The organism is Leifsonia sp. GW821-FHT13C09, assembly GCF_058806435.1.
This window is the reverse complement of record NZ_JBXAPS010000001.1, coordinates 593391-606055: the sequence shown is the minus strand read 5'-3', so window position 1 is coordinate 606055 and position 12665 is coordinate 593391. Positions and strand designations below refer to the sequence as shown.

Annotated in this window: 11 protein-coding genes; 8 read left to right on the top strand and 3 right to left on the bottom strand. The window is 70.6% G+C overall.

What is annotated here, in order from left to right; all coding sequences use genetic code 11:
- Positions 1–51: 51 nt before the first annotated feature.
- Positions 52–1413, bottom strand: a complete 1362-nt coding sequence (locus AC1ROW_RS02865; protein WP_493017350.1) for an MFS transporter — start codon at positions 1411–1413, stop codon at positions 52–54.
- A 64-nt stretch (positions 1414–1477) separates the two neighbouring features.
- On the opposite strand from AC1ROW_RS02865, the gene AC1ROW_RS02860 reads away from it, so the two are divergent.
- The 5 genes from AC1ROW_RS02860 to ndk all read left to right on the top strand — a co-directional run bounded on the left by AC1ROW_RS02860 (position 1478) and on the right by ndk (position 7916).
- Entirely contained in the window at positions 1478–2134 is a 657-nt protein-coding gene (locus tag AC1ROW_RS02860; RefSeq protein ID WP_493017349.1) for an acyl-CoA-like ligand-binding transcription factor, read from the top strand.
- Between the two features lie 235 nt (positions 2135–2369).
- The gene (gene ileS, locus AC1ROW_RS02855) at positions 2370–5750 is read left to right on the top strand and encodes an isoleucine--tRNA ligase (RefSeq protein ID WP_493017348.1); all 3381 of its coding nucleotides are present in this window, start codon (positions 2370–2372) and stop codon (positions 5748–5750) included.
- Entirely contained in the window at positions 5747–7114 is a 1368-nt protein-coding gene (locus AC1ROW_RS02850) for a bifunctional folylpolyglutamate synthase/dihydrofolate synthase (protein WP_493017347.1), read from the top strand. The genes ileS and AC1ROW_RS02850 overlap by 4 nt, the downstream gene beginning before the upstream one ends.
- Entirely contained in the window at positions 7111–7497 is a 387-nt protein-coding gene (locus AC1ROW_RS02845) for a DUF4233 domain-containing protein (protein ID WP_493017346.1), read from the top strand. Before AC1ROW_RS02850 ends, AC1ROW_RS02845 begins: the two co-directional genes overlap by 4 nt.
- The gene (gene ndk / locus AC1ROW_RS02840) at positions 7494–7916 is read left to right on the top strand and encodes a nucleoside-diphosphate kinase (protein ID WP_179606201.1); all 423 of its coding nucleotides are present in this window, start codon (positions 7494–7496) and stop codon (positions 7914–7916) included. The genes AC1ROW_RS02845 and ndk overlap by 4 nt, the downstream gene beginning before the upstream one ends.
- Before the next feature lie 82 nt (positions 7917–7998).
- On the opposite strand, the gene AC1ROW_RS02835 is transcribed toward ndk, so the two are convergent.
- The gene (locus tag AC1ROW_RS02835; RefSeq protein ID WP_493017345.1) at positions 7999–8643 is read right to left on the bottom strand and encodes a vitamin K epoxide reductase family protein; all 645 of its coding nucleotides are present in this window, start codon (positions 8641–8643) and stop codon (positions 7999–8001) included.
- Positions 8644–8960: 317 nt separating this feature from the next.
- Here AC1ROW_RS02835 and AC1ROW_RS02830 point away from each other — a divergent pair, with 317 nt between their 5' ends.
- Positions 8961–11492 (top strand): Rne/Rng family ribonuclease, encoded by a 2532-nt coding sequence (locus AC1ROW_RS02830; protein WP_493017344.1) that lies wholly within the window; start codon positions 8961–8963, stop codon positions 11490–11492.
- Positions 11493–11522: 30 nt separating this feature from the next.
- Here the strand turns inward: AC1ROW_RS02830 and AC1ROW_RS02825 are convergent, their stop codons facing one another.
- Positions 11523–11798: a DUF4031 domain-containing protein gene (locus tag AC1ROW_RS02825; RefSeq protein WP_493017343.1), complete on the bottom strand. Its 276-nt coding sequence runs from the start codon at positions 11796–11798 to the stop codon at positions 11523–11525.
- Positions 11799–12054: 256 nt separating this feature from the next.
- On the opposite strand from AC1ROW_RS02825, the gene rplU reads away from it, so the two are divergent.
- Together rplU and rpmA are read left to right on the top strand one after the other, a co-directional pair.
- Complete coding sequence (gene rplU, locus AC1ROW_RS02820; RefSeq protein WP_055916382.1) at positions 12055–12363, top strand: 50S ribosomal protein L21; 309 nt, start codon at positions 12055–12057, stop codon at positions 12361–12363.
- A 29-nt stretch (positions 12364–12392) separates the two neighbouring features.
- Entirely contained in the window at positions 12393–12650 is a 258-nt protein-coding gene (gene rpmA / locus AC1ROW_RS02815; RefSeq protein WP_179606195.1) for a 50S ribosomal protein L27, read from the top strand.
- The last annotated feature ends 15 nt before the right edge of the window (positions 12651–12665 follow it).

Here is a 12665-nt window from a genome sequence, read left to right as displayed (position 1 = left end):
GAGTGTGGGTAACGCGTTAAAGCGTACCGGAGAGCCGCGACCGCCGCCGCGTCAGGCCTGTGCGACCGCCTCGGCGTCCACGGCCGCGTCCACATCCTCATCCAGCACCGGCCGCCGCCGCGCCGCCGCCCACGCCGCAACCAGCGTGATCACCGACATGACCGCCAGCACCACGCCCGGGTGCCACCACGCGTTGTGCACCGCGTGCCCGAACACAAGCGTCACTGCCGGCACGAACGACGTCAGCAGCGCCGCCACGCTGTACGCCACCGAGAGCGCGCTGTAGCGGATCGGGCTCGGGAACAGGTCCGACATGAGCCCGCCGAGGCCGGCCCAGGCCAGCGTCGGCAGGATGCCGCCGATGATCATGCTGGCGACGAGCACGCCGAACGACGCGCTCTGCAGCAGGAAGTACATCGGGAACGCGACGACCAGGGTCCCGATCGCGCCGACGGCGACGACACGGGCCGAGCCGATCTTCGCCGCCCACAGCCCGAACAGCGGGATCGTGACCAGCTGCAGGAGGCCGCCGATCGTGGTCGCGACGAGCAGGTCTTGGAACTTGAAGCCCAGCACGCTGGTGCCGTAGTCGACCATGTAGGTGTTCATCAGCGAGTACGAGCCGATGCCGAGGACGGCCGCGCCGATCGCGATCACGAACGCGGTCGGGGCCTTGGTGAAGACGTCCAGGACCGGGAAACGGTCGCGGCGGCCGGTCTCCACGAGCTTGCGGAACACCGGGGTCTCGTCGATCGACCAGCGGAGGTAGAGCGACACCAGCAGGAGCGGGAAGGCCGTGAGGAACGGGATGCGCCAGCCCCACGCCGCGATCTCGGCCGGAGACATGGTCAGCGTCAGGACGATGAACACGACGGCGCTGAGGATCGAGCCGACCGGCGAGCCGAGCTGGGGGAGCGCGGCGTAGAAACCGCGGCGCTTCGGGTTGGCGTACTCGGTCGCCAGCAGGATGGAGCCTCCCCACTCGCCGCCGAGCGACAGGCCCTGCACCAGGCGCAGGATCACGAGCGCCACGCCGCCGAACCAGCCGGCCGCGGCGTAGGTGGGCAGCAGGCCGACGAGGCCGGTGCTGATCCCCATCAGGAGGATCGTCATGAGCAGCACGGGGCGGCGGCCGATCCGGTCGCCCAGGTGGCCGAAGACCACGGCGCCGACCGGGCGGATGACGAAGCCGGCCGCGATGGCCAGGAAGCCGGCGAGGACGCCGCCGAACGCGCCGAGCGGCGTGAAGAACAGCGGGCCGACGAAGAAGGCGGCGAAGTACGCGTAGAGGTAGAAGTCGTACGATTCGAGGGAGGTCCCGACGAACGATGCGATGGCGACGCGGCGAGCGGTGCCCGGGGTTATGCCCGGGCGATCGGTCTCGCTGACCGCGAGCGTGGGGGTGGAGGTCACTGGTGTCCTTCTGACGAGGGTATTTGAACCGGGTCCAATATTAGGCGTGAGGAGAAAACGCATCGTGGCACTGCGCCATTCCAAGCAGCCGGCACAGCCCAACCAGGCGCCGCACTCCGACGCGCGGGCCGGCCGCCCGCGGGCGTCGTCGCGCGGCATGCTCGCGGAAGCTGCGGGCGAGCTGTTCCTGGAGCAGACCTACGCGGGCACGACGGTGGACGACATCGCCCGGCGTGCGGGTGTCAGCCGGGCCACGTTCTTCAACTACTTCCCCGCCAAGAGCGATCTGCTCTGGCTGGAGGTGGACGAGTCGCTCGCGGCGTTCCCCGCCATGCTGGCCGAGGCCGACGACGACGTGGAGCCGATGACCGCGGTCCTGGGGGCCGTGGTCCGGCTCGCCGAGGGCTTCGGCCCCGACCGGCTGCCGCTCGCGGTGACCCAGGTCGAGCTGATGGGCACCGACGACGAACTCCAGGCCTCCGCCCTGCCGCGGTTCCTCTCGGTCGTCCGGCTGGTCGCTGCGGCGATCGCCCGCCGGGCCGGCGATGACCCGGACGGGCTGCTCCCGCGGTCCGCCGCCACCGCGGTGGTGGGCGCGGGGGTGGCTGCCGCGGGCGTCTGGGCGCGTGCGGGGGTGCGGCGCGGCCCGCTGGCGCCGCTGGTCCGCGCGGCGGTCGAGCCGGTCTGCGCCGGCTATGCCGCCGCGTTCCGGTCCGAATAGCGCCGATCACCCGATAGAATGGTGCGAACGACGTCGACCCGGCCATCACCGGTGAGTCTTCGGAAGAACGGCGGGCTCTCGCCCGCTCACTAGAACCGAACGGGGCAGGCCCGTCACAGCCGCAGAACGAGAGGCTTCATCCGGCGCCGCAGGCGGATGGGGCAAGCGGGGTGGTACCGCGACGGACGTGCGAGCGTCCGGCGTCCTCGTGCAGATCACGACTGCCAGGAGAGAGATGCCGTACCCCAAGTCCGCACCGGATGGAGCGCCCGAGGCCGGCCGCGAGCCCCAGGACGTCACGCCGTCCCCGGTGTTCCCGGAGATCGAGACCGACGTCCTCGCCTTCTGGGCCGAGGACGGCACCTTCCGCGCCTCCGTGGAGAACCGCGAGGGCGCGCCCGAGTGGGTCTTCTACGACGGGCCGCCGTTCGCCAACGGCCTCCCGCACTACGGCCACCTGCTCACCGGCTACGCCAAGGACGTCTTCCCGCGCTTCCAGACCATGCGCGGCAAGAAGGTCGAGCGCCGGTTCGGCTGGGACACCCACGGGCTGCCCGCCGAGCTGGAGGCCGAGCGGCAGCTCGGGATCACCGACAAGAGCCAGATCGAGGAGATGGGCCTCGCCGCCTTCAACCAGGCAGCCAAGGACTCGGTGCTGCGCTACACCCGCGAGTGGCGGGAGTACGTCACCCGCCAGGCGCGCTGGGTCGACTTCGACAACGACTACAAGACGCTTGACACCTCCTACATGGAGTCCGTGATCTGGGCGTTCAAGCAGCTGCACGAGAGGGGTCTCGCCTACGAGGGCCACCGCGTCCTGCCGTACTGCTGGCGCGACCAGACCCCGCTGTCCAACCACGAGCTGCGCATGGACGACGACGTCTACAAGATGCGCCAGGACCAGACCGTCACCGTCACCTTCCCGCTGACGGGCGCGAAGGCGGAGGCGCTGGGCCTCACCGGTGTGCGCGCCCTGGCCTGGACGACCACGCCGTGGACGCTGCCGACCAACCTCGCGCTGGTGGTCGGCCCCGACATCGAGTACGCGGTCGTCCCCGCCGGTCCGAACGGCGCCGCCGATGTGCACGGGCGCGACGGCGGGCGGCACAGCGCCGCCCTCCATGAGGAGTCGCTGAGCGGCGAGTACCTGCTGGCCGTCGACCTGGTCGGCAACTACGCGAAGGACCTGGGCTACGGCTCTCCGGAGGCCGCGCGCGACGCGGTCAGCCGGACCGTCCGCGGCAGCGAGCTGGCCGGCGTCACCTACGACAGGCTCTGGGACTACTACGCCGACACCGAGAAGTACGGCACGCAGAACGCCTGGCAGATCCTCGTCGACGACTACGTCACCACCGAGGACGGCACCGGAATCGTGCACCAGGCCCCGGCCTACGGCGAGGACGACCAGCGCGTCTGCGAGGCCGCAGGCATCCCGGTGATCATCTCGGTGGACGACGGCGCGCGCTTCCTCGCCGAGGTGCAGGACGTCGCCGGCCTCCAGGTCTTCGAGGCGAACAAGCCGCTCACCACCCTGCTGCGCGAGGACGGCCGGCTGCTGCGCCAGGCGAGCTACGAGCACTCGTACCCGCACTGCTGGCGCTGCCGCAATCCGCTGATCTACAAGGCGGTGTCGAGCTGGTTCGTCCGCGTCACCGACTTCCGCGACCGGATGGTCGAGCTGAACCAGGGTGTCAACTGGGTGCCCGAGAACGTCAAGGACGGCCAGTTCGGCAAGTGGTTGGCCGGCGCCCGCGACTGGTCGGTCTCCCGGAACCGCTACTTCGGATCGCCGATCCCGGTCTGGAAGAGCGACGACCCGAACTTCCCGCGCGTCGACGTGTACGGCTCGCTCGAGGAGCTGGAGCGCGACTTCGGGAGGCTGCCGGTGAACGCCGCGGGCGAGCCGGACCTCCACCGCCCGTTCATCGACGAGCTGACCCGGCCGAACCCGGACGACCCGACCGGGACGTCGACCATGCGCCGCATCCCCGACGTGCTCGACGTCTGGTTCGACTCCGGCTCGATGCCGTTCGCCCAGGTGCACTACCCGTTCGAGAACCACGACTGGTTCGACAGCCACAACCCGGCCGACTTCATCGTGGAGTACATCGGGCAGACCCGCGGCTGGTTCTACCTGCTGCACACGCTCGGCACCGCGCTGTTCGACCGCGCCGCGTTCAAGAACGTGATCTCGCACGGAATCGTGCTCGGCAGCGACGGCCAGAAGATGTCGAAGTCGCTGCGCAACTACCCGGACGTCAACGAGGTCTTCGACCGTGACGGCTCCGACGCGATGCGCTGGTTCCTGATGTCGAGCCCGGTGCTGCGCGGCGGCAACCTCATCGTCACCGAGGAGGGCATCCGCGAGGGCGTCCGCCAGGTGCTGCTGCCGCTCTGGAGCACGTGGTACTTCTTCTCGCTCTACGCCAACGCGACCGGCTACGACGCGAAGCGGTCGACGGCGTCCACCGACGTGCTCGACCGCTATCTGCTCGCCAAGACGCGCGACCTGGTGGAGGCCGTGACCGCCGACCTGGAGAGCCTCGACTCGACGCTGGCCGCGGCCAAGCTGCGCGACTTCGCCGACGTGCTCACCAACTGGTACGTGCGCCGTTCGCGCGACCGGTTCTGGACCGGCGTCGCGGAGGACGGCTCCGGAGCCGAGGCGTTCGACACCCTCTACACGGTGCTGGAGACCCTGACCCGGGTCGCCGCGCCGCTGCTCCCGCTGGTCAGCGAGCGGATCTGGAAGGACCTCACCGGAGGCCGCAGCGTGCACCTCACCGACTGGCCGGAGGCGGCGGAGTTCCCGGCCGACGACGCGCTGGTGGACGCGATGGACCGCATCCGTGCGATCAGCTCGACGGCGCTCTCGCTGCGCAAGCAGTCGGGTCGCCGGGTGCGCCTGCCGCTCGCGTCGCTGACCGTGGTCGCGGCCTACGCCGACGCCCTGCGTCCGTTCGAGGGCATCCTGCGCGACGAGCTCAACGTCAAGGCCGTCGAGCTGGTCGAACTCGCCGACGACAGCGCCGAGGCCTACGGGATCACCAGCAAGCTGACCGTGAACGCCCGTGCCGCGGGTCCCCGGCTCGGCAAGCAGGTGCAGCAGGTCATCCAGGCCGCGCGCGCGGGCGACTGGTCCGAGCACGACGGAGTCGTCACCGTGGGCGGCGTGGAGCTGGTCGAGGGCGAGTACGAGCTGGTCCTGGAGACCGCTCAGGCCGACGACGAGGCGACCTCGGCGCTGGCCCTGCTGCCCGGCGGCGGCTTCGTCCTGCTCGACACGGCCACGACGCCGGAGCTGGAGGCGGAGGGCCTGGCCCGCGACGTCATCCGCGCCGTGCAGGACACCCGCAAGGCGGCCGGGCTCGACGTGAGCGACCGGATCGAGCTCAGCGTCGCGTTCGAGCACGACGACGACGTGGCGGCCATTGCCCTGGCCGGGGAGGCCGTGGACATCGCGGCCGAGACCCTTGCGCTGGAGTTCGAGTTCGTCTCGGCGGCCGAGCGTCCCGCCGACACGCGCGACCAGTTCAGCAAGGACTTCGCCGCAGGACTGTATGCGAACGCGGGCCGGTTCACGGTCGGCGTGACGAAGGTGGAGGCCACCCGATGACCGACGACGACGAACTGCGCGAGGACGCAGAGGCGGTCTACCAGGCCCTCCTGGCCCGCGTCGGCGAGGGCGCCCCCGAGCGCCGCCTCGACGCGACCCGCCGCGCCGTCGAGCTGCTCGGCGACCCGCAGCGGGCGTACCCGATCATCCACATCACCGGGACGAACGGGAAGACCTCGACCAGCCGGATCGCCGAGAGCATCCTGCGCGCCTACGGGCTGCGGACGGGCCTGCTGACCAGCCCGCACCTGGTGCGCTTCAACGAGCGCATCATGATCGACGGCGAGCCGATCTCCGACGAGGCCCTGGTGAGCAACTGGGAGGACGTCCGCCCCTACCTGGAGATCGTCGACGCCGAGCTGGAGGAGCAGGGCAAGGCCCCGTTGACCTTCTTCGAGGCGCTGACCGCGCTGGCGTTCGCCGCCTTCGCGGACGCCCCGGTCGACGTCGCCGTGATCGAGGTCGGCATGGGCGGCGAGTGGGACTCCACCAACGTCGGCGACGGCCAGGTGGCGGTCTTCACCCCCATCTCTCTGGACCACACCAAGCAGCTCGGCGGCACCGTCCGGGAGATCGCGCGCACCAAGTCGGGCATCATCAAGCCGTCAGCCGATGTCGTGACCTCCGCCCAGGCTCCGGAGGCCATGGCCGAGCTCGAGGAGGCCGCCCGGCTCACCGAGTCGACGCTCGCGGCCCAGCCGCAGGCGTTCGACGTGGTGAGCACCCAGGTCGCCGTGGGCGGCCAGCTCGTCACGGTCAGGGGCCGCGCCGCCACGTACGAGGACGTCTTCCTCCCGCTCTACGGCGACCACCAGGCGCAGAACGCCGCCGTCGCTGTCGCGGCGGTCGAGACCTTCCTCGGCCGTGGCACCCAGCCGCTGAAGTCCGACCTGGTCGAGGAGGGCTTCGCCACCGCGACCTCGCCGGGCCGCCTCCAGCTCGTCGGCGTGGAGCCGACCGTCCTGGTGGACGCCGCGCACAACCCGGCCGGCGCCGCGACGCTCGCCGACGCCCTGCGCAGGTACTTCGACTTCGACGAGCTCACCTTCGTGGTCGGCAGCCTGGGCGACAAGGACGCCCGCGGCGTCATCCGCGCTCTCACCCCCATCGCGACGCAGTTCTTCGTGACCGAGCCCGCGTCCGACCGCGCCCTGGCCGCCGAGGACCTCGGCGACATCGTGCGCGAGGAGGCCGGCGATGAGGCGGCGATCGTCTACACCGACGCGCTCGACGCGCTGGAGGCGGCCCGCGAGTGGGCCGGCGAGGAGCCGCGCCGAGCCGTCGTCGTCACGGGCTCGATCGTCCTGGTCGGCGCCGCGATGGCGTACGCCGACGAGCACGGCTGGAAGGACGCGACCGCGTGAGCGACGCCAAGCAGCCGCGCGCCCGCCGGCAGCGCTCCCTGCGCGAGAGCCTCGGCTCGATCGTGCTGGGCTTCGAGCTGATCGTCGTCTTCCTGGGCGCCCTCGTGCTCTTCGGGCTGAAGGCGCTACCGGCATGGGCGGCCCTCGGCGGGGGAGCGCTGGTGGTCGTGCTGATGATCGCCGCCATCGGGCTCATGCGCAATCGCGCGGGCGTCGTCCTGGGCTGGATCGTCCAGGTGCTCGTCGTCGCCGCCGGCTTCCTTCAGCCCGCCTTCTTCATCGTGGGGGCGATCTTCACGGCCATGTGGACCTACTGCATGATCGTCGCCTCCCGCATCGACCGGAACAACACCGACCGGAACAACCGAACGGAGATCAGATGACCACCGCCGTCGAAGAGACCCTCGTCCTCGTCAAGCCCGACGGAGTCGCCCGCAACCTCACGGGCGAGATCCTGCGCCGCATCGAGGCGAAGGGCTACTCCCTCGTCGACATCCGCATGCTGCAGGCCGACCGCGACCTGCTGGCGAAGCACTACGCCGAGCACGAGGGCAAGCCGTTCTACGAGCCCCTCGTGGAGTTCATGGAGTCCGGTCCCGTCGTCGCCCTGCGCGTCGCGGGCAACCGCGTGATCGAGGGCTTCCGCTCCCTCGCCGGCGCGACCGACCCGACCTCCGCGCTGCCCGGCACGATCCGCGGCGACCTGGCGCGGGACTGGGGCCTCAAGGTGCAGCAGAACCTGGTGCACGGCTCCGACTCGCCCGAGTCGGCGCAGCGCGAGCTCGCGCTCTGGTTCGACTGAGCCCCGACCCGACGAGCTCCTGGCGAATGAGAACGGCTCCCGACCGGATGGTCGGGAGCCGTTCTCACGTTCGGGCCGCGGTTCAGACGAACGCGCGGTGGATCCAGTCCAGCTGGATCTGCGCCAGGACGGCGACGATCGCGTAGCTGACGATCGTGATCAGCGGCACCCAGCCGTAGAGCGTGCCGAAGAACCGGCGCGCGCGCTCGGGCACAGGGATGTGCCCCTCCTTGAGGTTGTAGAGCGTCACCGCCCAGAACGTCGGGATGGTGACGGTCCAGGTGACCATGCACCAGGGGCAGAGCACGTTCAGCACGGTCAGCGACTGGGTGATGAGGAAGATCACCAGCACCAGGGCGAGCACGACGCCGACGTTGAACGCGATCCAGTACCAGCGCGCGAAGCGCCCGGCGGCGAACAGGCCGACCCCGACCGCGATGGTCGCCGTCCAGCCCGCGAGGCCGAGCAGCGGGTTCGGGAAGCCGAGCAGCGAGCCCTGCCACGAGTTGAGGTTCTTGCTGCACCCCACGAGGACGCTGAAGTTGCAGGAGAGCTGGGCGTGCGCGTCGGCGAGCAGGTGGAACTTGTCGACGGTCAGCATGAACGCGGCCCAGAAGCCGATGACGCCTGCGACGATCAGGAAGATCGCGAGGGCGGTCGGGCGGCGGTACCCCGTTGGAGCGGGATCGGTCGTCTGGTCGGCGGTCGCGGTCTTCGAGGCAGGCACAGTCGGATTATGGCACGACGCGGCGCGCCCCTTCTGTGAACGCGGGTCGCGCCCGTCCTCGGCCCCCGACATGCGATAATCATTGGATAAGTCGTCCCGGCAGGATGCCGGCCGACACGAACAGAAGGCTTCAGGGCGCCAGGTGCGCCCGAATGAACAGCCGGCCGCGCAGGCCGGCACAAGACAAGGGAGAGCCGGACGCAGGTGCCACGAGCACCGGCAGTCCGAGCCAGGATTACGGCAGGCGCCGAGCGGCGCCTCCGACGGAGAGTACCCGGCGAGCGGGTTGCCGCCACCGGTCGAGGAGTGCACCAGCGATGGTGGAAAACGAGAATATCGACAGCACGAACAGCAACGAGCAGGGAACGGGAGGGCGCAGGCGCCGGGGCATCTTCGGCAGCAGGCGTGTGACCCGTCCCGCCGGGACCGCGGAGACGCCGGTGTTCGCCGGCGAGCGCGAGATCGCCGAGCAGGAGGTCGTCGCGGAGCAGGCGGACGTCCAGGAGGGCGCCGCGGACGCCGCGACCGACGTGACGGTCGCCGTCACCGACGAGACCGCCGCGACCGCGGAGTCCGTGGTCGACGTCGCGACGATCGCCGCGGACGGCCACGAGCCGCCCGCGCTGCCCGAGCGCCACGGCGACGAGCAGGAGGCGGCCGGCGCCGTCATCCCCGGCCTCCCGCCGACCACGCTGCTGTTCCAGGCCCCGGACATCGTTCCGCTGCCCCCGCTCCCGGACGAGGAGCCGTCCGGCACCGTGCGCCGGCGCTCGCGCCGCCGCGCGGGCGAGAACGGCCGCCCCGAGGCGAACGACCCGGCGAACACCGTCGTCAGGGTCCGCACGCCGCGTGAGCCGGAGCTGATCACCGAGCCGCAGAAGGTGAAGGGCTCCACCCGCCTGGAGGCCAAGAAGCAGCGCCGCCGCGACGGGCGCGACGCCGGCCGCCGCCGCCCGGTCATCACCGAGGCGGAGTTCCTGGCGCGCCGCGAGTCCGTCGACCGGCAGATGGTCGTCCGCTCGAAGGGCGGCCGCATCCAGATCGGCGTCCTCGAGGACAAGGTCCTGGTCGAGCACTACGTCGCCCGATCGCAGGAGGCGTCGCTCATCGGCAACGTCTACCTCGGCCGCGTGCAGAACGTGCTGCCGAGCATGGAGGCCGCCTTCGTCGACATCGGCCGCGGCCGCAACGCCGTGCTCTACTCCGGCGAGGTCGATTGGGACGCCGTCGAGACCGGCAACCAGCCGCGCCGCATCGAGCTGGCCCTCAAGGCCGGCGACCGCGTGCTCGTCCAGGTCACCAAGGACCCGGTCGGCCACAAGGGCGCGCGCCTGACCAGCCAGATCTCGCTGCCCGGCCGCTACCTCGTCTACGTGCCGAACGGCTCCATGAACGGGATCAGCCGCAAGCTGCCCGACACCGAGCGCTCACGGCTCAAGAAGATCCTCAAGGAGGTCCTCCCGGAGAACGCCGGCGTCATCGTGCGCACGGCCGCCGAGGGCGCCACGGAGGAGCAGCTCACCCTCGATGTCACCCGCCTCACCGCGCAGTGGGCGGACATCAGCCGCCAGGTCGAGACCCAGCAGGCGCCCGCGCTCCTGCACAGCGAGCCGGACCTCCTGATCAAGATCATCCGCGACGTCTTCAACGAGGACTTCCAGAAGCTGGTCATCGCCGGCGACGACGCGCGCCAGACGATCGAGAGCTACCTGCGCCAGGTGGCGCCCGACCTGATCGACCGCGTGGAGGCCTACACCGGCGACCGCGACGCGTTCGACGAGTACCGCATCACCGAGCAGATCGAGAAGGCGCTGGAGCGCAAGGTCTGGCTGCCCTCCGGCGGCTCACTGGTCATCGACCGCACCGAGGCCATGACCGTGGTCGACGTCAACACCGGCAAATTCGTCGGCTCCGGCGGCAACCTCGAGGAGACCGTCACCAAGAACAACCTGGAGGCCGCGGAGGAGATCGTCCGCCAGCTCCGGCTGCGCGACATCGGCGGCATCATCGTCGTGGACTTCATCGACATGGTGCTGGAGTCCAACCGCGACCTGGTGCTGCGCCGCCTGATCGAATGCCTCAGCCGCGACCGGACCAAGCACCAGGTGGCGGAGGTCACCTCGCTCGGTCTCGTCCAGATGACCCGCAAGAAGCTCGGTCTGGGCCTGCTGGAGACCTTCAGCGAGGCCTGCGAGGTCTGCGCCGGCCGCGGCGTGATCGTGCACCACGACCCGGTCGTGAAGCACCGTCAGCCGCAGCAGCAGCCGCAGAGCGAGCGCCGCCGCGGACGCGGCGGGAACGCGGGCAACGGCGGCGGACAGCAGCAGTCGAGCGTGCCGCACACCAACGGCACCCACGCGCTCACCGACGACGCCAAGAACGCGCTCGCCCAGATCGCCGCCTCGACCATCCACCCGCACCACGAGGGGGAGGCCGCACCCGCCGCAGAGGCCGCGCGGGCTCCCGAGACGCCCGCCGCCGACACCGCGCCCAAGAAGCGCCGCCGCAAGGGCAAGGGCCCCCGCGACGAGCAGCGTCCGGCCGAGAGCCCGGCAGCGGAGTCCCCGGCCGAGCCCGCCGCGGCGCCGGAGGCTGCTCCGGCCGCCGAGGAGCACCCGCACCTGGACTTCCCGGTGATCGACCTGCCGGAGCCGTCCACTCCCGTGACCCACGCTCCGGTCGCGACCGCCGTCGAGACCGAGCTGCTGCTCGACTCCGTGCTGGACTCGCTCCCGCAGCCGAAGGCGCCCGGTCAGGGCCGCAGCCGCGGCCGCCGCGCGAGCACGGCCGTCATCACCGGCGGCCAGATCGCCGGCGACCAGATCGCCGGCGACCAGCGCGAGGACTGAACCTCGTCCCGTGCGCCGTCATCGACTCGCTCAGTGGCGGCGCGCGCGGTCGCGCGCCCGCACGCGCAGGCCGCTGGCGATCAACCGGTTCACCAGCTCCTTGCCGCTGACCGCCCTCGCGCCCGCCGCGACGAGATCCTCGTAGCGGCGCTCCGGCACGTCGTAGTGGTCGAGGTCGAACGCGCGCTCGGGGATGTCCGCCGCGGCCGCGAAGGCGTGCAACTCGTCCAGCGACGCGTCGCTGACCAGATGCGACCACAACATGCCGTGGGCGGGCCATGCCGGGGGATCGATCAGGACCGTCATACAATGATTGTAGGAACCGGTCCCGTCCAGGGTGCCGGTCGGTCCCGAGGCTCCCTCGCTGAATTGACGGGTCGTGCGGCGTCGGGTAAAGTTGACCGTTGGTGTGTGCCGGTTGCCGGTTCACCCGCACGGTTTTCTGAGAGCCACCCGCCGCCATCGGCGGGCGCGAGCTCACCAGTAACTCCCTGAACAAACAAGAGCAGGACAGGTCCACGGCGTCGCCGGGAGCTGATCCCCGACGAAAAGGTACGTGAAAGTGGTTTACGCAGTTGTGCGCGCCGGTGGCCGGCAGGAGAAGGTCGAGGTCGGCACCATCGTGACGATGGACCGCATCAAGGCCGACAAGGACGGCAACGTCGAGCTGGCCGCTGTCCTGCTCGTCGACGGTGACAAGATCACCTCCGACGCGAAGTCGCTCGCCAAGGTGAAGGTGACCGCCGAGGTCCTCGGCGACCTGCGCGGCCCGAAGATCGTCATCCAGAAGTTCAAGAACAAGACCGGCTACAAGAAGCGCCAGGGCCACCGCCAGGAGCTCACGCGCGTCAAGATCACCGGCATCAAGTAGCCGACAGAACCTCTCGAGGAGAAGAAGACATGGCACACAAAAAGGGCGCGAGCTCCACTCGCAACGGTCGTGACTCGAACGCGCAGCGCCTCGGCGTGAAGCGCTTCGGCGGCCAGACCGTCAACGCCGGCGAGATCCTGGTCCGCCAGCGCGGCACGCACTTCCACCCGGGCGCCAACGTCGGCCGCGGTGGCGACGACACGTTGTTCGCCCTCGCGGCGGGCTCTGTCGAGTTCGGCACCAAGGGCGGCCGCAAGGTCGTCAACATCGTGGCCGTCGAGGCCTGAGCCTCACCCACGACT